Annotated in this window: 18 protein-coding genes; 14 read left to right on the forward strand and 4 right to left on the reverse strand. The window is 39.5% G+C overall.

What is annotated here, in order from left to right; translation table 11 throughout:
• Positions 1-195 precede the first annotated feature (195 nt).
• The 7 genes from ACTQX6_RS02115 (at position 196) to ACTQX6_RS02145 (ending at position 6863) form a co-directional block, all read left to right on the forward strand.
• The gene (locus ACTQX6_RS02115; RefSeq protein ID WP_441657297.1) at positions 196-741 is read left to right on the forward strand and encodes a sigma-70 family RNA polymerase sigma factor; all 546 of its coding nucleotides are present in this window, start codon (positions 196-198) and stop codon (positions 739-741) included.
• A 4-nt stretch (positions 742-745) separates the two neighbouring features.
• On the forward strand, positions 746-985 hold the full coding sequence (locus tag ACTQX6_RS02120) for a helix-turn-helix domain-containing protein (RefSeq protein ID WP_002405676.1): 240 nt from the start codon (positions 746-748) through the stop codon (positions 983-985).
• Positions 986-1321: 336 nt separating this feature from the next.
• Positions 1322-3883 carry an ATP-dependent Clp protease ATP-binding subunit gene (locus ACTQX6_RS02125; protein WP_294686991.1) on the forward strand — a complete coding sequence of 854 codons (2562 nt, stop codon included), beginning with the start codon at positions 1322-1324 and terminating at the stop codon, positions 3881-3883.
• 128 nt (positions 3884-4011) lie between these two features.
• Positions 4012-4380, forward strand: coding sequence for a hypothetical protein (locus ACTQX6_RS02130; RefSeq protein ID WP_294686993.1), 369 nt, complete (start codon positions 4012-4014; stop codon positions 4378-4380).
• 40 nt (positions 4381-4420) lie between these two features.
• Positions 4421-5140, forward strand: a complete 720-nt coding sequence (locus tag ACTQX6_RS02135; RefSeq protein ID WP_117446372.1) for an NAD-dependent protein deacylase — start codon at positions 4421-4423, stop codon at positions 5138-5140.
• Positions 5141-5154: 14 nt separating this feature from the next.
• The gene (locus tag ACTQX6_RS02140; protein ID WP_294686995.1) at positions 5155-6483 is read left to right on the forward strand and encodes an MATE family efflux transporter; all 1329 of its coding nucleotides are present in this window, start codon (positions 5155-5157) and stop codon (positions 6481-6483) included.
• A gap of 167 nt (positions 6484-6650) precedes the next feature.
• Complete coding sequence (locus ACTQX6_RS02145) at positions 6651-6863, forward strand: helix-turn-helix domain-containing protein (protein ID WP_022790655.1); 213 nt, start codon at positions 6651-6653, stop codon at positions 6861-6863.
• Between the two features lie 33 nt (positions 6864-6896).
• Here ACTQX6_RS02145 and ACTQX6_RS02150 read toward each other — a convergent pair whose 3' ends face one another.
• Positions 6897-7679, reverse strand: coding sequence for an HAD hydrolase family protein (locus ACTQX6_RS02150; RefSeq protein WP_294686997.1), 783 nt, complete (start codon positions 7677-7679; stop codon positions 6897-6899).
• 129 nt (positions 7680-7808) lie between these two features.
• Positions 7809-9086 (reverse strand): adenylosuccinate synthase, encoded by a 1278-nt coding sequence (locus ACTQX6_RS02155; protein ID WP_294686999.1) that lies wholly within the window; start codon positions 9084-9086, stop codon positions 7809-7811.
• A gap of 186 nt (positions 9087-9272) precedes the next feature.
• On the opposite strand from ACTQX6_RS02155, the gene ACTQX6_RS02160 reads away from it, so the two are divergent.
• Positions 9273-9638, forward strand: a complete 366-nt coding sequence (locus ACTQX6_RS02160; protein WP_167697723.1) for a BlaI/MecI/CopY family transcriptional regulator — start codon at positions 9273-9275, stop codon at positions 9636-9638.
• A 22-nt stretch (positions 9639-9660) separates the two neighbouring features.
• Here the strand turns inward: ACTQX6_RS02160 and ACTQX6_RS02165 are convergent, their stop codons facing one another.
• Both ACTQX6_RS02165 and ACTQX6_RS02170 read right to left on the reverse strand, forming a co-directional pair.
• On the reverse strand, positions 9661-10461 hold the full coding sequence (locus tag ACTQX6_RS02165; protein WP_294687003.1) for a transglutaminase-like domain-containing protein: 801 nt from the start codon (positions 10459-10461) through the stop codon (positions 9661-9663).
• Between the two features lie 12 nt (positions 10462-10473).
• Complete coding sequence (locus tag ACTQX6_RS02170; protein WP_441657701.1) at positions 10474-11337, reverse strand: hypothetical protein; 864 nt, start codon at positions 11335-11337, stop codon at positions 10474-10476.
• 98 nt (positions 11338-11435) lie between these two features.
• On the opposite strand from ACTQX6_RS02170, the gene ACTQX6_RS02175 reads away from it, so the two are divergent.
• The 6 genes from ACTQX6_RS02175 (at position 11436) to ACTQX6_RS02200 (ending at position 23526) form a co-directional block, all read left to right on the forward strand.
• Positions 11436-11732 carry a transposase gene (locus ACTQX6_RS02175; RefSeq protein ID WP_195223082.1) on the forward strand — a complete coding sequence of 99 codons (297 nt, stop codon included), beginning with the start codon at positions 11436-11438 and terminating at the stop codon, positions 11730-11732.
• A 17-nt stretch (positions 11733-11749) separates the two neighbouring features.
• Positions 11750-12610 (forward strand): IS3 family transposase, encoded by an 861-nt coding sequence (locus ACTQX6_RS02180; protein WP_229035756.1) that lies wholly within the window; start codon positions 11750-11752, stop codon positions 12608-12610.
• An 847-nt stretch (positions 12611-13457) separates the two neighbouring features.
• A complete protein-coding gene (locus ACTQX6_RS02185) occupies positions 13458-14666 on the forward strand; it encodes a M20 family metallo-hydrolase (protein ID WP_294687007.1) in 1209 nt (402 codons plus the stop codon).
• A gap of 31 nt (positions 14667-14697) precedes the next feature.
• Positions 14698-16023 carry an NCS2 family permease gene (locus ACTQX6_RS02190; protein ID WP_272001291.1) on the forward strand — a complete coding sequence of 442 codons (1326 nt, stop codon included), beginning with the start codon at positions 14698-14700 and terminating at the stop codon, positions 16021-16023.
• A 59-nt stretch (positions 16024-16082) separates the two neighbouring features.
• The gene (gene ade, locus ACTQX6_RS02195) at positions 16083-17855 is read left to right on the forward strand and encodes an adenine deaminase (RefSeq protein ID WP_294687161.1); all 1773 of its coding nucleotides are present in this window, start codon (positions 16083-16085) and stop codon (positions 17853-17855) included.
• Between the two features lie 340 nt (positions 17856-18195).
• Positions 18196-23526 carry a hypothetical protein gene (locus ACTQX6_RS02200; protein WP_441657296.1) on the forward strand — a complete coding sequence of 1777 codons (5331 nt, stop codon included), beginning with the start codon at positions 18196-18198 and terminating at the stop codon, positions 23524-23526.
• Positions 23527-23528 lie beyond the last annotated feature (2 nt).

The following is a 23528-nucleotide window of genomic DNA, read 5'->3' on the forward strand; positions in this document are numbered from 1 at the left end:
TTGTCAAAATAAGAAATGACAGTTTCAATTTTCTTGGTATTTATGTGAAAAAATAATTTCATTAATTGGATTCGCCTGTTCATTATGGGTAATTAATAATGAAAATATTAACGAAGAATATTGTCATAAATTGTTTTAAGCACACTATTAAACAGTCTAATATGGCAATTATCAACATCTGAATATAAGGAAATTTTGAAGGCTCGTGCAGACTATATGTTTTGTGCGGGCTTTTTTCTTGCTTTCTTTTTTACATTACCAAAAGGTATAGGCGGTATTCCCGTTTATATATTTCGGCGTATGCAGAAAGGGGGTGAGATTATGAACACATCTTCTTTCGAGCATATCGTAAGAATACAGTTTAATACTTTGATGATAACTGTTATTAAATGCACAGTAAAAAGCAGAAATAGACAGTTTGCAAGACGTTCCAAGCGTGAGGTTTTATTCTATGAACTATCAGATACGAAAAATCTTGAATGTGTAACTGAGGATAAATATTCTTGTGATTATATTTCTTTTGAAGTCTTGAATTTCACAATTCAAATATCAAACGAGAAACTTGCTGTTGCTTTATATAAGTTATCAAGCAAAGAGCGTGATGTAATTCTATTACGCTATTTTCAAAGCATGAGCGACCAAGAAATTGCAGAATTATATCATGTATCACGTTCTGCTATTTATCGCAGAAGAAGTAACGGATTGAAGAAATTAAAAACATTATTGAAAGAAAGGAATTGAAACAATGAAAAAAGAATATGGCTACCCTACATTAAAAGTAATATGTAAAGCGTCTGCTGGAAATGAAACTGCCATAAGAGAGATTTTGAAGTTTTATGACGCTTATATTTGTAAATTATGCTTGCGTCCGTTTTACCACTCTGAAAGTGGTAAAATTACTATGCAGGTTGATGAAGAATTAAAAGGTCAAATTCATACAGAAATGATGAAAGCAATCTTGAAATTTGAAATCAGAGTAAAGTAATCATATTACATGAATGAAAAACGGGAGATACACAGATATTTGTGCTATCTCCCATGTTGTTTTTTGTGTCATATCAAGGCTCATTCAATCGTGGTAAAATGAGTGTTTTTCTATACCTTAAAATACTTGAATGTATAGTATTTATGCGGATAATTGAAAATTAGATATAAAATTTCTTTAACATAATAACTTTATAAAAAGTGATATTAGAATTCTGATGCAAGCATCAGTTTTCTTTTCTAAAATTTTTAGCACTTAACTCTTTACAGTGCTAAAAATTGTGCTATAATACACTTAGCACAGATAGATAGAGAGTGCTAAAAGGAGGGTTGCTCTATGGTAAACTTTGAACAAATGTCAGAACGTCTGCAGAAGATTTTAATGGAATCGGTAAACCTGGCAAAATCATATCAACATGCCAGTGTCGATACGATTGATGTATTGGAAGCCATCTTTAAAGATGATGTGTTGGATGGCTTATATGATCGACTGCAGGTGGATAAAAATAAAGCATTACAAATTATTACGCAGGAAAACAGTCGGATTGCGAAATCCTCAACCGCTAATTTAAACTTCTCCAATGAAGTACAACAGTCGATGGAAAAGGCCAGTCAATGGGCTGCACAACATGATGAAACGTATTTAAGTGTTGCCAGTCTTTGGATTGCCCTGATGTTTAATCGTTCCTATGTTTCAAAACAATTAGTCAAATCATTTGGCTTAAAGGAAGAACAAGTTAAGGAAGCAGAATTGGAAAGAAGAAACGGCAAGAAATTTGATACACCGAATTCGGAAGAAAATGTAGAAGCTTTAAAGAAATATGGTCGAGATCTGGTACAGGATGTCAAGGATGGAAAGATTGATCCAATCATTGGACGTGATGATGAAATTCGTCGTGTGATGCAGATCTTATCACGTAAAACAAAGAACAATCCTGTTTTGATTGGTGAACCAGGTGTTGGTAAGACCGCTGTTGTAGAGGGTATTGCCTGGCGTATCATGAAAAAGGATGTGCCGGAATCGTTGAAAGAAAAACGATTGATCGAGTTGGATATGGGATCGTTGATTGCCGGTGCCAAATATCGTGGTGAATTTGAAGAGCGTTTAAAGGCAATTTTGGACGAGGTCAAAAAATCAAACGGACAGATCATCCTATTCATTGATGAGATTCATAATCTGGTTGGTGCCGGTAAAACGGAAGGCAGCATGGATGCCGCTAACTTGTTGAAGCCTATGTTGGCGCGTGGGGAGTTACATTGTATCGGTGCCACTACGTTTAATGAATATCGTAAATACATTGAAAAAGATGCGGCTTTGGAAAGACGTTTTCAAAGGGTCAATGTACAGGAACCAAGCGTTGAAGATACTATCAGTATCTTGCGTGGTTTAAAGGATCGCTTTGAATCGTATCATGGTGTTCGAATTCTGGATGAAAGCTTGATTGCGGCTGCGACGTTATCCGATCGATATATTACGGATCGTTTCCTGCCGGATAAAGCTATTGATTTAGTGGATGAAGCTTGTGCAACCTTAAAAGTGGAGATGGAAAGCATGCCGCAGGAATTGGATGAGCTGCAGCGGGAGATCTTACAGTTGCAGATTGAAAAGACATCATTAGCCAAAGAAGAAGATAAAAAGGCAATCGAACGTCGTCAGGAAATCGAAGAAAAGTTAGGTAAGCTGCAAAGTAAGCGAGATGAAATGTACACACGCTGGGAAGATGAAAAAGCGGTATTGGCCCATGCCAAAGAAGACAAACAAGCACTAGAGAAAGCTCGATTAGATTTAGAACAGGCACAAAATGACGCTCGTTATGAAGAAGCCGCTCGTTTGCAGTATTCAGTAATTCCGGAACTGGAAGCACGTATCAAAAAACAACAGACTCTGCAGAAAGAGGATGCTTTGATTCAGGAAACTGTGGATGAAGAAATGATTGCCAAAGTTGTTTCTAAATGGACAGGTGTAGAAGTAACTCGTTTGGTTGAAAGTGAACGAGAAAAGTTGTTGCACTTAAAAGATAACCTTGAAAAACGTGTCGTAGGTCAGGATCAGGCTTTGGAGCTTGTAACGGATGCAATCTTACGTAGTAAAGCGCAGATTCAGGATGAAAACAGACCGATCGGTTCCTTTATGTTCTTGGGACCAACAGGTGTTGGTAAAACGGAAGTTGCCAAAGCTTTGGCTCAACAGCTTTTTGATGATGAAAGACACATCGTTCGTATCGATATGTCTGAATACATGGAAAAGCACAGTGTGGCTCGTTTGATCGGTGCTCCTCCGGGATATGTTGGTTATGATGAGGGTGGCCAGCTGACCGAAGCAGTACGAAGAAATCCATACAGTATTGTCTTGTTTGATGAGATTGAAAAAGCGCATCCAGATGTCTTTAATGTCTTATTACAGATCCTGGATGATGGACGAATTACGGATTCCAAAGGTGTGACCGTAGATTTCAAAAATACGATCATTATCCTCACCAGCAACTTAGGTTCACAATATGCCTTTGAGGCAAATAATCATGATAAATATATGGAAGAAGTTAAACGTCACTTTAAACCGGAGTTTATCAACCGTATTGATGAGATCATTGTCTTCAATGCCTTAGATGACAGTGCTTTTATCAAGATTGCCCATAAATTTATGGATCAGCTAAAAGAGCGTTTGGAAAAGAGAGATATTCATCTTCATGTCAAAGATGCGGTTTATGCCCAGATTGCCAAGATGGGTGTCGATCCGGTTTATGGAGCAAGACCTATGAAACGATATATCCAACGTCAGATTGAAACCAACATTGCGAAAAAGATCATTGAAGTCGGTGTTTTTAAAGAATCGGATTTAACGGTTGACTATGTGGATGGTGCTTACACATTTGACATTCAGGAAAGACAAACAGTCTAAAAAGAACAGTCAGGAAATCCTGACTGTTTTTTTGTAAAGAGAGATTCTCTATAGTGATACCGTCTATACTGTTGCATAAAAATAATGTAGTATAAAGATAGAAGGAAAGATTTTTTAGGGTAAATCATATGAAAAAATTGAGTATTTGTGCATTGTTTTTGTTGGCGTGTTTAGGTTGTCAGAATAAGGAAGTCAGTATGGTACGTATGGATGCAAATACAGTTGATGCATCTATGTTTGATGATATTGGATTCTATATGATCAATTCATCCAAAGAACAAATGATTGTCATGAATCACATGCATGTTGATCCAAAAACTGTGAAGGCTGAGCAGAATGGAAATACGATCACGATTCATTTTCAAAAACAAGCTTCCGTACAGGAAGATGTATTGATTTTCAGCCTGGATACTTCCACCTTGGAGGATCCAACAATTCGCATCATGGATGAAAAGGGAAGAGAATACGCATTTGAAACGGTATTTGTCGGCATGTAGAAAGAAATTTGGAGTATAATAAGTACAGGAGCGTGACAATATGGATTTAAAAGAGAGAATCGAACAGGCAAAGAACATTGTGTTTTTTGGTGGCGCAGGTGTCAGTACGGAGAGTGGTATTCCTGATTTTCGAAGTGATAATGGCCTATATAAAAAGAAATATCGATACTCGGCAGAACGTATGGTATCGCATAGCTTCTTTATGCAGAATCCTAAGGAGTTTTATGAGTTTTACTTTAATCAGATGATTTATCCGGATGCCAAACCAAACAAGGCACATTTGGCACTGGCACATCTTGAAAAAATAGGAAAGTGCAAGGCTGTCATTACGCAAAATATTGATGGCTTGCATCAAATGGCTGGTTCAAAACGTGTTTTTGAGCTACATGGAAGTGTCCACAAAAATACATGTATGCACTGCCATGCACATTATGATCTGCATCAAACAATTGAAGCACGAGATGAAAATGGCATTCCACGCTGTCCAAAGTGTGGCGGTATCATTAAACCCGATGTTGTTTTATATGAAGAAGGTTTGGATCAAAATGTGTTATATGGTGCCATTCAGGCCATTGAGCAAGCAGATATGTTGATTGTGGGAGGAACAAGTCTTGTGGTCTATCCGGCCGCTGGTTTGCTGGATTATTTTCATGGGAAGGATCTTGTATTGATCAATAAGTCCAGTACCGATAGAGATGGTATGGCTGATCTTGTGATTCATGATGCCATAGGAGAAGTTCTCTCAAAGGCTGTTTTCTAAAGATTGAAAAGATTATGAATTTAGACACACGTTTACTTCAGGGACCGGTCACACGGTCCTTGATTCTGTTTGCCCTTCCCATGATCTTAGGCAATATGCTTCAGCAACTTTACAATGTGGCAGATACTATGATCGTCGGTAAATGCATTGGTGCGGATGCTTTGGCAGCTGTAGGCTCTGCTTTTACTCTGATGACATTTTTGAATTCCATCATTCTTGGTTTATGTATGGGAAGCGGCGTATTATTTTCGATGTTGTATGGTGCTAAAGACTTTGATCGTATGAAAATTGCCTTTTTTCTTTCCTTTGCGGGCATTGGTATTTTAAGCCTGCTTTTGGAAATAGGCTGTATTGTAGGAATGGATCCCATTTTACGATTTATGAATATTCCACCGGAAATTTATGCTTCTACGAAAGCATATTTGTTTTACATCTTTTTAGGTATTTTCTTTACATTTTTATATAACTATTTTGCCTCGGTACTTCGCGCCTTATCAGATTCGAAAACACCTTTGTATTTTTTAGGGGTTGCCGCTGTGACAAATATTGTATTAGATTTATATTTTATCTTAGGCTTGCACATGTCTGTGGATGGCGCTGCCATTGCGACACTTATATCACAGGCTTTTAGTGGATTGGGAATACTGATTTATGTCTTTATCAAACAAAGAAGCATTTTACCTTCTAGAAAACATATGCATTATGATGAAGACATCTGTCGGCGAATTACCAGTTATTCTTTATTGACATGTATTCAACAAAGTGTCATGAACTTTGGTATCCTGTTGATACAGGGGCTAGTCAACACCTTTGGCGTTGTAACGATGTCCGCTTTTGCGGCAGCCGTAAAGATCGATTCCTTTGCCTATATGCCGGTACAGGATTTTGGGAATGCGTTTTCAACCTATATTGCCCAAAACAAAGGAGCCGGTCTGATCGATCGAATGCAAAAAGGACTGCGCAGTGCGATTGGTATCGCGTTTTTATTCTGTGTTTTCATTTCAGTTCTGGTATTTGTCTTTGCGCCCCAATTGATGAGTTTATTTATTGATTCTCAACAAACCCAGATTATTAGCGAGGGTGTCACATATCTGCATGTAGAAGGGGCTTGTTACGTGGGAATCGGTTGTTTGTTTTTGTTGTATGGATACTACAGAGGTATCGGAAAAGCCGGCATATCTGTTGTTTTGACCGTAATCTCTTTAGGAACCCGTGTTGTTTTATCCTATATGCTTGCTTCAACGTTTGGAACACTGGCCATTTGGTGGTCGATCCCGATTGGATGGTTTTTGGCAGATGCGGTTGGTCTGGCTTATGGAAAGTGGAAAGAGAAAGCGTTTTAGTGGGTATAGTGCCCCACTTTCCTGGAAAAAAGCTTGGGATTTAACACTTTCTTAACGGAAATCCATTGAACTTAGAAACATAGCAGATTAGTCCGTTTTGACCTAAACTGTCTGTTTTCTTTTCAAGTAATATATAATTATTATGAAATAGAGTTAGAGGATTCACTATGAAGCTGAAGAGGATAAGAGATTTAAGAGAAGACAACGATCTGACGCAAGCCGAAATCGCTAAGTATCTTAACGTCACGCAAAGAACCTACTCTAGGTACGAAAATGATGACCGCGCGATTCCCCTGGAACAGCTTGTAAAACTGGCAGATTACTACAATACCAGTGTTGACTATCTTTTAAATCGAACGGACAAAAAAGAGCCATATTAAAAAAGTACAAGTTTTTGCTTGTGCCTTTTGGCTTTATACTTTTTCAAACCATCCTTGTTTCAAACAGATATTATAAATTCCATCATCGATATTGGCATCTGTGACAAAAGATGCCTTTTCTTTTAGTTCATCTACGGCATTTCCCATGGCAACGCTGGTCCATTGTGGATCAAACATCACTAAATCGTTGGTATCATCTCCAAATACAACGACATCTTTTAAATCTCCGTGGATTTGTTTCATCATATCTAGAATCCCTTGATGTTTGGCATCGTATTGAAAGATATAATATTCCGGAACAAAGCGTAAATGCCCGATCGTATCGAGTAATGTGACTTGTTTTTCCTGCTCAGGACTAACAGACATATAAATTTTATAAATGACTTTTAGGGCATCGTAGTCTAAATCTGGATCGATAAAATAACGGGTCGGCTCCTGTCGGGGACCTGCTTGTTGGCGAAATAAATCATTTTTGGCATAAACATCGATTGAATCGTTTAGCTGTAATAATAAGCCGATTCCTAATGCATCGGCTTCCTTGATCAAAGCTTTTGCCTTTTCTAGATCAAGAGGGATATTTCGCACGAGAACATCGTTGATGACAAGACCTCCACCGCCGCAGCATACCATGTTGTGCAGACCGACTTCTTTCATGAAGTTGATGCATTTATAATGTGCTCTTCCGGTTGCGATAGCAACAAAATGGCCGGCTTCTTGTAACAGATTCAACGCTTTTTGCGCACTGCTAACGATTTTATTTGTCTTTCGATCGGTGAGCGTTCCATCAATATCAAAGAAAAAATACTTTTTTGGCATAGAATTTCTCCTTTTTTCTATCATAGCATAAACCTCTGCTTTAGATGTACTTAACTTTGTTTCTAAAAAGGATGTGTATTGTTCAACTTAGTTACATTTTATCATCAAAAAAAGAAGCCGCAGCTTCTTTTAGATTTCATGAATGTAAATATTATTGACACGATCCGGTCCAACAGAAACCATCGACATACGAACACCGGTAAACTCTTCGATAAAGCGAATATAGGCTTTACAATTTTCCGGTAATTCATCGAAGCTTTCCATTTTGGAAATATCTTCTTTCCAGCCATCAAATTCTTTATAGATTGGTTTTGCCTTTGCGACCATGGACTGATCACTTGGTATATAATCATAGACCTTGCCATCGATTTCATAACCGGTGCATACATACAGCTTATCTAATCCGCTTAATACATCGATCTTTGTCAGGACGATATCTGTTAAACCATTCATCATTTTCGCATGTTTGACGACAAGAAGATCTAACCAGCCACATCGTCTTGGACGACCGGTCGTAGCACCATATTCAAAGCCTTTTTCACGAATCCATTGTCCTGTTTCATCATTCAGCTCCGTTACAAACGGTCCTTCTCCAACACGTGTAGAATACGCTTTGACAACACCAACGACGGTTTGGATGCGGTTTGGTGCTACACAAGCGCCCGTCGTAACACCGGCACTGGTTGGGGAAGAAGATGTTACATAGGGATATGTACCATAGTTAATATCCAACATGGCTGCCTGTGCCCCTTCAAACAATACGATTTTATCTTCGTCCAATGCTTCATTCACAATATGTGTCGTTTCTTTGATCATCGGTACGATTTGATCGTAAATGGCTTCAAAGTCTTTAACCATTTGATTGTAGTCCATGGCTTTGCCATTATAGACTTTAGTGAACAGTTTATTTTTAAAGTCCAGACATTCTTTCAAACGAACTTTAAAGCTTTCAAAATCAATGAATTCATGAAAACGAATACCACGTCTGGCGTATTTGTCAGCGTAACAAGGACCAATTCCTTTTTTCGTGGTTCCGATCTTATGACTGGCGCTTTGTTCTTCCAGTTCATCCTGATAACAGTGATATGGCATCAACATTTGAGCACGGTCACTGATAATGATATGATCACAAGTCAAACCGCCTTGTTTTAAGGTTTCCATCTCTTTTAATAATACAAAGGGATTACATACAACACCCGGTCCGATGACACAAAGTGCATTTGGATTTAAAACACCGCTTGGCAGCAGGTGAAGCACATGTTTTTCTCCTTGCACGATGACCGTATGACCGGCATTGTCGCCTCCTTGAAAACGAACGATCATGTCTGCTTTCTGGGCTAATACATCAACAATTTTTCCTTTTCCCTCATCGCCCCATTGAGTTCCAACGATTACCTGGCTTGGCATAGGTTAAAGCCTCCTTAAACAATACAGAAAAATTATATCAAAACTGATGATATAGTCAAATTCAGTTTCATTTGAAAGTGGGTTAAACATTATAATTTTTCGATTTTTATGCAAAAATAAATACTATTTTACATAAATAATGTATAATGTTTACAGTAAAAATGATTAGACAGGTGGTGATAAGGAATGAAAGAAAGATTATCAAAAAGAGAATTAGATATTATGGAGGTTTTGTGGGATGCCAATGAGCCATTATCCGCAAATGATATTTTGAATCTGATACCTGATATTACCATGAATACGATTCAACCAAACTTGAAGAAATTGATGAAGAAGGGATTTATCGAAGTCAGTGGAGTGGGTTATACAAAAAACTCAATTACCCGACAGTTTGTTCCTTTGGTTTCTCAGTCAAAATATATTTCTAAATACTTAAATCAAAGTGCGTTAAAGGACTTTGCGATGATGTTTGTAGAGTCCAGCTCGTCTAAAGAAGAACTACAGGAGCTTCGTGATTTGATCAACGAAAAACGTAAAGAATTAGATCAATAAAGAAGATGCGGCGCATCTTCTTTTAATATAGGCAATAAATATAATGATAGAAAATTCGTTTCCAGAACGGCAGCTTTGATAGAATTGCATCCTGACAACATTTTTCCAGACGTTTTAGGTCTTTACGCTCTACGATATAAGGTGAATAATAAATCAACTGCGCTTTTTGTTGAAGAAGACAAATTGTATCAAGGCTCAAAGCAGGCACAGTATGGAGGATCACATCTATATTTTTTTCGTCCAGAAGATCGATGTCCTTTAGACTTGGATAGATACTGAAAAGATGAAGAATATGATCCATATATTCCTTTGTCGAGAAGGCTTCTTTCTTACGTTTTTTATAGAAGTAATGGATCAACAAGAGTATCACTGTGATGCTGATACCACCCACAAATAAAAGGATAAAGGCACGATCAAAAATTCTGAATACTGAAGAAAAGCCATAGTTGAGATTTCGGTTATTTTGCAAGCTGGAAAAATCAGATGTATCTTGTGCTATGAGCTGTTGAAGTTCTTCTTCATCTAGACCGGGATATTCTACATGAATTTTTTGATGAGCATCGGGTGTCATATCAATGGGAATCCATCCGTAGCGTGCAAAATAAAGTTCGATCCATGCGTGAGAATGATTTTCCGGAACTTCTGCCATAAAGGAGCCTTGTTTATACGTAAAGTCCTGTGGATAGATTACATACCCAGTTACATAGCGACTGGAAATACCGTACATGCGATATAAAAGAGCCGCAGCCGATGCGTAATGGACACAATACCCTTTTCTGGTGGAAAACAAAAAGGATTCTACGGCATCCTCCTGTGAGGACATATAACCAGGTGTTCATGTATATTCTGTGTAGTTTTCTAAAAGCTTTACAATAAAAACTGTAATTTCATTCAAATCTGTTTTTGGATTATCTTCTACCAGCTTTGCCAGCCTTGGTAAAGCATCCATATCAACGCTTTGATAGAGACGTTGTGCCGCACTTTGATCGTATTGTATGAATTGCTCCAATTCTTCTTCCAGATCCAATGAATCTAAGTTTTGTACATGATCCAATTCCGGATAAAAGGAATAAGTCGTACTCTGGTTATGATTCCATTGTGTGAGTAGATCACAAGGTGTTAATGTCGTATCCCATTCAGTTTTTTGTTCCGGCAGGATCGTTATCGTTTGTGATTCCATATCCAGTTGATCGGTCAATGCATTTCGAATTCTTGCCTGATAGTTACGATACTGATAGGGAGATAAATAGGATGAATATAAGTCTCCAACTTTATCAATCTGGCGTGTCGCATCATCCTGACTCCACTGATTCTCTTCGTATAAAAAGCCGGTAAAGTTTTTTAAATAAATGTTGGATTCAGGTTTTGTTTCCATCTGTGCGGTAAACACGATTTCATCACTGGCATAGTTGTTGCCTAAAGATACCATACCGGAAGAAAGTATGCGATCATCTCCGCTTTGATCTTGGAAGGTTTCATGAAGAAAGTGCTCCAGACGGTTTGCCTGATCCGATAAAGGCTTTTGTATATAATTTGATGTGAATAGACCAACAGGAAGGATCAAAATACAAAGCACAAGCAAAGAGAGTATATTTTGTTTAGAAGGATACTTTCTAACTAAAAGAAGGAATGTAAAAATGAAGAAAGACAAAAGCATCAAGAAAGAGATATTTACACCCGTTACGGTTAAAAATCCCATCTGGATGCAGAATAAAAAACGGACTAGTCAAAAAGAGAAATCTGCAAACAATGGTACAATGTCATAGAGAATAAAAAGTAAGGAGGAAATAACACTCTATGGCAAATAAACAAAAACAGTTTGATATTCAGTTTAAAAAGGATGCCGTTAAATTTTGTGAAGATCATCCAGATATGATACATGCAGAATGTGCAGCCAAACTTGGTGTTGGAAACAGCACGCTTGCTCGGTGGAAGCGGGAATACAAAAACAACAATAATGAAGTACAGTTTCGCGGTTCCGGTAACTTCAGCAGTGATCTTGAAAAAGAAAATGCCCGACTGCGAAGAGAATTGAAAAACACACAAGATGCTCTTGAAATATTAAAAAAAGCCATCAGCATTCTGGGAGACTAACTCAAATACGATACCGGCTGGTTTTTGAAGCTTCACAGTCCAATCCAGAATTTGAAGTTACTGGAGTGCTGAAACAACTAAAGGTATCAAAATCGGACTACTATGCATGGCTGAAGCGAAAAAAGAGTCCACAACAGCTGCATAAGGAAATGGTCATGGAAAAGATACAGCAGATCCATAAAGAAAGACACGGGATATATGGGGCACCCAAAATAACAGAATGTCTTAAAAAGGAAGGTCATACCATATCACAGCGAACGGTCAGCCTATATATGAAGGAACTAGGGATTCGAGCATGCTGGGTAAGGCCGTATACGATTACAACATTGAATAGTGATTTTAACAGTAGGCTAACAAATGTATTAGACAGAAATTTTAATCCAGAGAGACCAAATGAGGTATGGTGTACAGATATAACATATATATGGACAATAGCGGATGGATTTGTATATTTGACAAGCATTATGGATCTATATTCAAGAAAGATCATAGCATGGACATTGAGCAAAACACTGGAAGTAGAAGAAATATTAAAATGCGTTGAGATTGCAAAACAACGCAGGGAAATAAAAGTCCCATTGATTATACATAGTGATCGTGGAATTCATTTTACTTGTAGAAAATATAGTGAATTGAAAAACGGTATGAAACGAAGCTATTCAGAAAAAGGGGTACCCTATGATAATGCATGTATTGAATCCTTTCATTCACTGATCAAAAAAGAATGGCTGAATCGCAAGGTGATATTGGACTACGATCATGTGTATGATCTATGTTTTGAATATATAGAAACATTTTATAATACAGCGAGAATACATAGTCATTGCGATTATATGTCGCCTAAACAATATGAAGATTTATGGAACAAGGTTAACTAGATGGACAAACTCTCTATTTAACTTGTCCATTTTCTTGACATAGTACCACGTGTCATTCTGTTCAAACAGTGGAAGAAACCAAAACGTATCTATATAAATCTACAGAAGCCAAATAAGGTATTACCTTATAATTTCTCAGATGAGCAGATTTATTCGGTGGCGAACACACGGCTTGGGTTATATCGACAGACAGGGATGAGAGTGGCCAATTTTCTTCTCAACCCAGAAGTGCTGGCAATTGGAAAAGAGGACCGACCGGGATTGGTCAATCCTCTGACATACTATCTAAGATAAGTTGTACATCAACATATAAATGTAGCGCCGTATACGAGACCCGTACGTACGGTGCAATGAGAGGGCGAAGATTAATTTCTTCCCTCTACTCTATTGATTTTGATAAAGCATCTCTAAATTTCAATCTTTTTGGTGAATTTATAGCCATTCGGATAAATTTTAATACCTTGTCATATTTATCTTTAGGATCATTCATGATAAACCAGAACCGCCAAGTCCTCTTAATGATTATTCATCTCCTGAAACTCTTTAAGAGCTTCCTTTCTACAAGTTCCTAAATTATATCGTGATTCCCTAATTTCATCGCCTATTTGCAAATGACAAGCTTTTTTAAATTTTCTTTTGACGTTAAATGTGGTCTAAATCATCCAATCAAGGCTATATCAGTTTTATTCCTTCAAAGTTTGTTGTTTTGGACAAATACCATTACAAAATGAAAAAGGAAATCGGTGTTTTCGTTCTTTTTATGGATGTCAAGTTTTCAAATATTTTTTTGACCGGTTTCATTGAAAATTATTTCATATCTTTTACAATAGTATCAGGAGGTTTTTATATGAAAGTGAACCAGGATCGTTTATGGGAACATCTTCAGACTCTGGCTGCTATTGGACGCAATCCAGATGGAAGTATTACAAGGCTGCCTTTTACCAAACAAGATCAAGAAGCACAAGATTTAATTCGGACGTATATGCAACAAGCTGGTTTATCTGTGGAAATCGATCCTGTCGGCAATGTGATCGGCAAGTGGATGGATCAGACAATGACAGGAAAGCCAGTTGTAACAGGCTCACATTATGATAGTGTGATCCAGGGAGGTATGTTTGATGGCTGCTTGGGAATTTTGGGAGCCATTGAAGCTATAACCGTTTTAAAAGAAAGTGGTTATAAACCCAATCGTCCTATTTACTGTATCGGTTTTAAGGATGAGGAAGGAAATCGCTTTGGATATGGAATGATCGGCAGCAAAGCTATCAATGGTCTTGTATCGGATGAAGATTTATTAAGTAAGGATGAAAAAGGAATCTCTTTACAACAGGCCATGGTTGATTTTCAGTTAGAACCTTCACTGTATAAGCAATGTCAAAAAACGGATTTTTTGGCTATGATCGAACTTCATATCGAACAGGGAAAGGTATTGGAACAAAACCACAAACAAATCGGTATTGTTACAGGAATCGCCGGTCTATCCCGGTATACTATTACTATTTACGGGGAAAGCGGACATGCCGGAGCCACACCGATGAAGGGCCGTATGGATCCCATGATACCGGCTTGTGAACTGGTCTTACGAATTCAGAAAAAGGCGTCCATGCTTAAGGATTGTGTGGCAACCGTAGGAAAGCTGGAAACAAGTCCCGGTGCATGTAATATTATTTGTGATCATGTGATGCTTTCATTGGATGTACGAAGCATAGATCCTGCAAATATTGATTGTATCGTAGACGATGTAAAGGCATTTTTAAACCAGATTCCCTTTCAAAGTACCTTGGAACATGAGCAATCTTTAAACTGTGCGCCCTGTTCACAGTCCATTCAGGAGCAGATCAAAGAAGTTTGCCAGTCTAATGATCTTAGTTTTATGTCATTGATGAGTGGTGCTGGTCACGATGCCATGAATTTCTATGAATACTGTCCCATTGGAATGATCTTTGTCGAAAGCCACAAAGGATATTCACATCGGAAGGAAGAGTACACATCTCCAATTTCTTGTGCACAAGGGACACTTGTCCTGGCACAGATGCTTCAAAGATTAGGGCAGTGATTCGAATACTTACAAGTGTTTGGAGGGAACGATGAAAGATACTTTGAAACGTTTTTTTAAGATTGATGAACGACATTCAAACTTAAAAACGGAAATGATTGCCGGAATTACTACTTTTATGACAATGGCATACATCCTTGTTGTACAGCCGGCATTAATGGTTGGCAATGCGCCGAGTCTAATTGATGTAAACGGAATCTTGATTACCAAGGAAGCCATTGTGGTTACTTGTGCTGTGGTCAGTGGTTTGATTACATTATTGATGGCTTGTTATGCCAATTTGCCTTTTGCTCTGGCTACAGGCATGGGAAGTAATGCTTTATTTGGTGGAATGCTTGTCAATGGGGAAATTTCTTTTGGCGGTATCATGTCAATGACATTGATTTCCGGATCGATCTTTTTACTGCTGACCCTGTTTGGAATACGTGATCTGATCGTAAAAACGATTCCAAGCAATTTAAAGATTGCGATTGGTACAGCCATTGGTTTTTATGTCGCATACCTGGGCTTTAAAAACAGTGGTATCGGTACTTTTGTCAACGGTATATCACGCGGTGACTTTACCCAGCCTTCGGTCTATCTGGCGCTTTTGGGCTTGATCATTATTGCCGTGCTGACGGCTAAAAAAGTGACAGGAGCCATTTTGATCGGTATTTTGGTTGTGACGGTCCTTGGAATTCCACTTGGCGTGACAACGGTTCCTGAATCTTTATTTAAGGTTCCTTCGTTTGAAGGCCTTTCAAATGTCGTTTTCCAGTTTGATTGGAAATCCGTTCTTACCTGGTCAGCCGTTCCTTTGATTTTTACGGCATTCTGTGGTGACTTTTTCTCCACTTTAGGTACGATCCTGGGTGTAGGTGCCAAAGCCGGTATGTTGGATGAAAAGGGAAACTTCCCGGACATTCAAAAACCATTTTTGGTTGATGCGATTGGTACTTGTGTGGGCGCCTGCACGGGAAATACAGTCATTACAACCTTTGTGGAATCCAGTGCCGGTGTCGAAGCTGGAGGGCGAACCGGCTTTGCCAGTGTAATTACGGCTTTTATCTTTTTTGCCATGGTTCTGTTCTCACCACTTGTACTGATGATTCCCAATGCGGCAACCGGACCCGCTTTGATCTTTGTCGGATTTTTAATGGTGCAAGGTATAAAAAATATTGATTTTTCTGATTTTACCGAAGCTTTTGGACCTTTTGCGATGATCATGTTTACCATCTTTACCGGATCGATTGCCGGTGGTATTTCCAGTGGAATTATCGCGCATGTTTTGATCAAAACATTGACAGGGCATTATAAAGAGGTACATCCTTTCTTATATATTTTATGTATTCCCCTTGTTTGTTATTTTATTTTCTAGTAAAGGCAAAAAAGAAGTAAGCATAGATACAAATTTAGAGTGCAGGAATTGGAGGAGCCATGAAAATACAACCTAAAAATAAGAGAAATTTATTAAAAGCGGCTTTGGGTGAAATTCCCAGTGATCTTTGTATTCAAAATGTAAAATTAGTGAATGTCATTACCGGAGAGATCTATCCGGCCAATGTCTTTGTGTACGAAGGGATGATTGCCCACGTGGAATATCAAGATTTGACAAAAGATCTGGATAAGGCTAAAGAAGTATTGGATGCAAAAGGAAAATACATGATTCCGGGGTTGATCGACGCGCATGAACATATTGAAAGTTCAATGATGACGCCAAGAAATTTTGCCCGATGCGTGATTCCACATGGAACAACGACTGTTATTACCGATCCGCATGAAATTGCCAATGTGGTTGGAAAAAGAGGGGTATACTATATGCATGAGGCAAGTGAGGGCTTGCCGATGCGCCAGTTGATCGATATCCCAAGCTGTGTCCCCTCGGTTCCCGGTCTGGAAAATGCCGGTGCCAGTTTTTTTGCGGAGGATATTGCCGAATTGGCAGAACTGGATCGTGCTGTCGGGCTTGCGGAAGTGATGGACTTTTTGGCTGTGATCCATGGTGAAGATCGCATGATGCACATTATCGATGCCATGGATAAAAAGGGATACTACCTGCAGGGACATGCACCATATTTAAGTGGAAGAATGTTATCGGCTTATTTGTGTGGTGGTCCTAAAACTTGTCATGAATCTCGTACCGGACAGGAAGGACTGGAAAAGTTAAGAGATGGAATGTTTGTCGATGCCAGAGAGTCTTCCATCACTAAAAATATTGAAGATATATGGAAGGGCATCAAAGACGTACGTTTTTTTGATCATCTCTGCCTGTGTACGGATGATAGAGAAGCCGATGATATCTTACATAAGGGGCATATGAACGATGTAGTCCGATGTGCCATTGCCTATGGGATGGATCCGGTTCTGGCCATAAAGAGCGCTACTTTTAACACCGCAAGAGAAATTAATATAGAAAATTTAGGCGCGATTGCTCCGGGATATGTCGCCGATATGCTTTTAGTGGATGATTTAACGGAATTAAAGCCCAGCCATGTATTCTTCGGTGGACAGCTGGTTGCCAAAGATGGAAAGCTGGAAGTTCCAGTAGAAGAAAAGACGTATCCTTTAGAAAAAGAAAATACAGTGGTTGTCAAACCTTTAACGATTCAGGACTTTACGATCCAGGCACCGATTGACAACGAAACTTGTAAAGTGAATGTGATGGTCTATAAAGATTTAAAGTTGTCCAGCACTTTATTGGAGACCATAGAGTTGCCGGTCAAAGACGGAGTGGTGCAGCTTCAGGATACCAGTCTAAAATATGTGGCAGTCATCAATCGCCATAAGGGGCATGATACCATTGGATTAGGCATTGTAAAAGGATTTGGTACAACGACAGGTGCTTTAGCTTCAACCGTCAGTCATGATTGTCATAATTTAACCGTCGTTTATGATACACCGGAAAATGCTTTGCTGGCAGCAAATGCTTTGATTCGATGTGGTGGTGGAATGAGCGCTGTCAAAGAAAATGAATTATTATACGTGCTTGAATTACCACTGGCCGGGTTAATGTCATTAAAGCCGGCGGAAGAATTGGCAAAAGACAATCAAAAAATGAAGGAAGCCAATCGTATTTTAGGACTCACGGAAATGGAAAATCCTTTATTGCGCATTGTCACCTTAGCTTTACCGGTCATTCCAAATGTCAAAATGTCCGATCTGGGATTAGTGGACGTCAACGCAAAACAATTGATTCCTTTATTTGCATAAAACGACATTTTAAAACATCTGAGAAGTTGAAAAAGGGAGATAGAGTGTAGACACTTTGATCTCCCTTTTTATTGAGTCGATTACAGGATGTTTTTGGTGCAGGATTGCCAATACGATGTTGGCTTCTGTAGCTTTGATGCTTAATGGATTTGGGCATCTTTGTATCCAGAGAAATATACAGCTCACAAAGTAATAGATGTGATCGTTCCTATAAAATGGAACGATTAATACTATTTTTAACGCTTATCGTACTTATAGTCCTTTACCAGAAGTCAATTTTACAATACAATATATATATGAGATATATGTGTTGTAAGCACATTCTTTAAGGGAGGGAACTATGAAGAACAGAAAAAGAATGGCACATTTTGTCATGAGCTTTCTTCTCTCGTTTGTTATGGTTGTAAACTACTCAGCACCTTATGTTGTCCTGGCACAGGATGAATTAGCTGATGTACCGCAACCAGATTCTGCCACGGATACAAGCGATGAGACAGAACCTGTACTGAGTGAGCCTGCTGTTGCCGCAGACGAAGAATCAGAGTCAAATGCTCTCGATTCATCGAATGCAGATTTGGAAGAAGATCCCACAGCTTTGATGCCGCCAGAGGCTACGGCTTCAACAGAAACCGCAAAACCTCTGGAAGAGGATGCACAACAACTGACACGTGTGTATGTCAGCGCAACTTCCGGGGATGATCAAAATGATGGTAGAACACCGGAAAGTGCTGTAAAGAGTTTAGAGCAGGGATTGAAACTTTTAACTAGTGGTGGCGAAGTGTATATCACAGGCGCCTTCGATTTAAGTCAGCCCGTATCGATTCCTGCCAATGTTCATGTGGTGGCATATGAAAATACGACAATGAGCACTACATCAAACATCAATGGTTTGACTTTGAGCAGCGGGTCTACTTTAAGTACCATCAATGGAGCCACTTTAACGATGACCGGTTTCAAGTATGCAATCGTGGTCAATGAAGGCGCAATCCTACAGGATGGAAACTATGTGATGAGCGATGTCACACGAGGCATTTATTTGCTGGGAAGCATTCAAGGATCCTCAAGAAATGCATTGAATATTCAGATTACGGCCGCCAGTGGACAGGAAGGGTTTCTTGCTGAAAATAATTCAAGGATCCAGTCAGCTACTTTAGTGGTTCATGCCGATCAGGCCTATTCCCATCCCAGCGTAAGAGGATATACACCATTGGCAAACACTTCACTGAATGCCAGTGATGCCAGTCTTTCGTTCTATAACTACAATTTAGGAATTTATGTGGGAAGAAGCATGAATTTAGATGGTTGTGATTTCTATATCAACAATCTATTCCAAGACCCGGAATCATCATGGGATATTGCGATGAAGATACAGGTTGCAGCTTCTGTCAACATCAATAATTCCAATATGACAGTTGAAGGCGGGCGCTTGAATATCACTTCAACGAATCTGGTCAACTTTAATAATTCAACGATAACCATTAAAAATGCCAATGCCGGCTATCGGGATTCCGGCGGTATTAATATCAACTGGGGAACGGCCGTTAACTTTAATAATACGGTATTACGCTCGAACGTTGCTTATGGACAATTTATGGTCATTGGTAAAGATGGTACTAATCCGGTAACCTTTAGAGGATCCAGCCGTATTGAAACCTCACAGGGACAATATGACCATGTCGGTAAAATGGGCGGTGGAGCAGAGTATGTTGTTTTGGGCGGTTCTTATAAATTGCCTAACATCATTGATTCCCGCGAGCTTCCAACCAATGGGAACGACAATGGAAATGAAACATTAACACTGTTTACATTGACCGATCCAAGTCGTACGGAATTACAGCCTATCAATAAAAATGGAGCGGCCTATACCTATCCGGTGGCCAATGCCAATGATGATGGTCAAAAGCGCGTCTTTGTACCGGCCTCCAGTGTCACTTTCCGTCTTAATAACAATTCGGCCACATTCTCTGATGGTACGACACAGGATAAAACGCTGAAAACAATTCGCGGTTATTCGATTCAAGACGTGGTCGGCAATGATATTCCGCAATCTCCCAAAGGAGATGCTGAATTTTTAGGCTGGTACTATTTGGATGATGATGGAAAAGAACAACCGTTTACCAATACGACCATCGCCAAGCATGATTTAGTTGTGTTTGCGAAATGGAAAGGCAATATCGTTCGTTATCATGGAAGTGATGGAGCGGTTGCAGACTTTATTTATGATAATACGAAAACGTCTGCCACAGTCCAAAGCTATGAGGATGTTACAAGTACTTATGCCTCCTTTGCCAATGACTCACAGAACTTTTCCTACTGGTCATTAGATGCGCAGGGAAATGACAAGATTGAAGCCGGCGATACGCTAACGTTTGGAGACAAAGACATCATTGATATTTATGGTCAGTTCAATGAGAAAAAAGTGAGCGTTTCTTTTTTGGCCAATGGAGGATATTTTGCCGATGACAGTTACTTTAAGACAAGTGGGAAGTTTGATATTACAACGGATGCCAATGGCAGTGAGATTGCTACACTTAAAGAAAAAGTAAAATATGATACGTCATTGGAAGAAGCAGTTGGAGCCGGCGTGGACCAGCTTGTGCCAACCAGGGATCGCATCAAACGGCCAGGCTATGTTTTAGAATCGGAAAGATACTGGTATGGACTGAATGGTCTAAAAAATCTCGATACGACCGGTACCGTGTTCTTCGGATACAGATTAACCGATCCTGATAATCCAGTTTTGAAAACGGATGCCCAATATATCGTTGAATGGAAGGTGGATTCAAATGCTGTATTGAAATTGTCCGATGCGTCTATGGATGCCGATCTTCAACAGTCTGCAGGCGATTGGCAAACCTCTAACAAGGCACCTGTCGTAGCTCATGGATCCAAAGTCAATATCAACGGCTATTTAGATTTTACCAAGGTACAAAAGGCAATCGATGAACTGGCAGCCAAATATGAAGATACAGCCTCCACTCGAAGCGCAGCAGTTTTAGAGAATGTAGAACTGAAAAATGTGGATTTCACAGTACAATGGAAATTAACACTTCCTGAAGGAGCTTCAGCAGATACTAAGAATATCACCATTGATGATTCTATTTTTGAAGTAGAAAGCATCAACCAGGATGGACAGATACTGACCGTTGTCTTAAAACCTAAAACTAATTTTACCAACCTGCAGCAGCTTGCGGATGCCGTACATACACATAAGGACTCTCTGGATGTGACATTTGCTTCCATTCAATTAGGTCAGAAAAAGGATACGGCAGCCAAGAATTATACTTTTGTCGGTACTCCTTCCATCTCCTTAAATGCCGATGTATTCAATGGAGACCAAGTGAATGTAGTACAATACAATTGGAATCCGACACAAAAGGCCGATGCAGCCGATCCTGAAAATGGAAGTGCCATCAGCTATACATACAAAACACCAACTCGTACTGTGCTTTTAGGGGATTTACGAATTGGTGAAGATACTCAACATGAGGCCATTACAGAAATTGATCCACAAGATACCCATGCCATCTATGGTGATTTAAATGTGGAACCAATTCAGCATGCCGTGGAAAGCATGAACACCAGTCATGGCGGAAGTGTCGGGAATCCTGTGGATGATGTTGCTTTAGAAAATATGGACTCTTCCTTTACAGCCGAATTATCTTTCCCGGATCAAATGCGTCTAGCCTCTAATTTAGAATCTTCGATTTCTTTGGAAGGAGCCAATGGTGTATTTGAAATCAAAAATGTAGAAAAGTTGGCAGACCGTAATGCAATCACTGTATCGATTGCTTTAAAAGATGCAAGGAATTATGACAACTTTGCCGATCTATATAAGCAAGTGATGTCGGTAGCACCAAAGTTAACTGTTAAAGTGGATGGTGTTGAAGTAGATGCAGGTTCCGTCAGCAAAGGCGATTTATTACACATGGAAGGAACTTTAGAAGGTACTTTCTATGCCAAAGCAACAAGAAATTCTAAAACAGAAGAATATGCTTATCAGTGGGTCGCAATACAAGATCCACTGGGTACGGATGCGAACCAAGATTCTTCGGATACTCAGACAATCGGATTGACACTTAAAGTCAAACAAGCAACTCCGGAAAAGATCGAACAGGAATTCACATTAAACGGAGATTTACTGCTCGATGACAATACGGAACATGAAGCCGTTGCCAAAATGGAAACGGACAAAGACTATACAGTAACCGGACGATTACAAGTCACACCGATCAAGGACAGACTGGAAGCATTAAATACGATGTATGGTGGAGAACCGGGTAAACCGGTGGAAGAAATCACCTTAAAAGATACGACATGCATCTTTAATGCCACGATCATCTATCCGGAAACCGTGATTCTGCCGGGTAATCTAAAAGCCAGTACGACATTGACCGGAGCAGACAGCCTGTTCCAGATTGAGAAGATCACAAAGGATGAAGCTATGCATACGGTAACAGTGACCATGTCACTGAAAGAGTCATATAACGACTTTACAAAACTGTATAACGATGTCAAAGCAATAGAGGATACACTGGATCTGAATATTGCGGATGTACAGGTTGCAAGGGACAAGGTGTCCAATGGTGACAGGATCCATTTTGTAGGCGAGGTAAACGGAAGTTTCCATGGTATAGCCACCAAGAATAAAACGACAAAAGAGTTCAGCTTTGGATTTACAGCGGTTCAGGATCCGGAGGGTAGAGACTTTACCCAGAGTCAGGAAGATACGGCAACGATTGCCTTAACGGCCGAAGTTGCCGGAATACCGGAAAAGATCGAACAGGAATTCACATTAAACGGAGATTTACTGCTCGATGACAATACGGAACATGAAGCCGTTGCCAAAATGGAAACGGACAAAGACTATACGGTAACCGGACGATTGCAAGTCACACCGATCAAGGACAGACTGGAAGCATTAAATACGATGTATGGCGGAGAACCGGGTAAACCGGTGGAAGACATCACCTTAAAAGATATGACATGCATCTTTAATGCCACGATTAGCTATCCTAAAACCGTGATCCTGCCGGGTGATCTAAAAGCCAGTACGACATTGACCGGAGCAGACAGCCTGTTCCAGATTGAGAAGATCACAAAGGATGAAGCTATGCATACGGTAACAGTGACCATGTCACTGAAAGAGTCATATAACGACTTTACAAAACTGTATAACGATGTCAAAGCGATAGAGGATACACTGGATCTGAATATTGCGGGTGTACAGATTGCAAGGGACAAGGTGTCCAATGGCGACAGGATCCATTTTGTAGGCGAGGTAAACGGAAGTTTCCATGGTATAGCCACCAAGAATGAAACGACAAAAGAGTTCAGCTTTGGATTTACAGCGGTTCAGGATCCGGAGGGTAGAGACTTTACCCAGGGTCAGGAAGATACCGCAACGATTGCCTTAACGGCCGAAGTAGAAGAAAAAGAAACACCAACGAATCCGGATGAACCAGAACCTCATAATGAAGAGCCTGGAAAGCCGGATGTAAACAAACCTTCCAAGGATGGAACTAAGTCTACAAATAAGCCGTCTTCTAACACAAAATCGACAAATACAGGCTTACAGATCTTTACCGCATCGTGGGTAGTGCTCAATGTTGCGGCATTGACAGCCATCATTAACTTGAAAAGAAGGCAAAAGAGAAACCATACAAAATAATT

Origin of the sequence: Faecalicoccus sp. LCP19S3_E2, from assembly GCF_052121255.1 — a bacterium.
Taxonomy (GTDB): Bacteria; Bacillota_I; Bacilli_A; order Erysipelotrichales; family Erysipelotrichaceae; genus Faecalicoccus.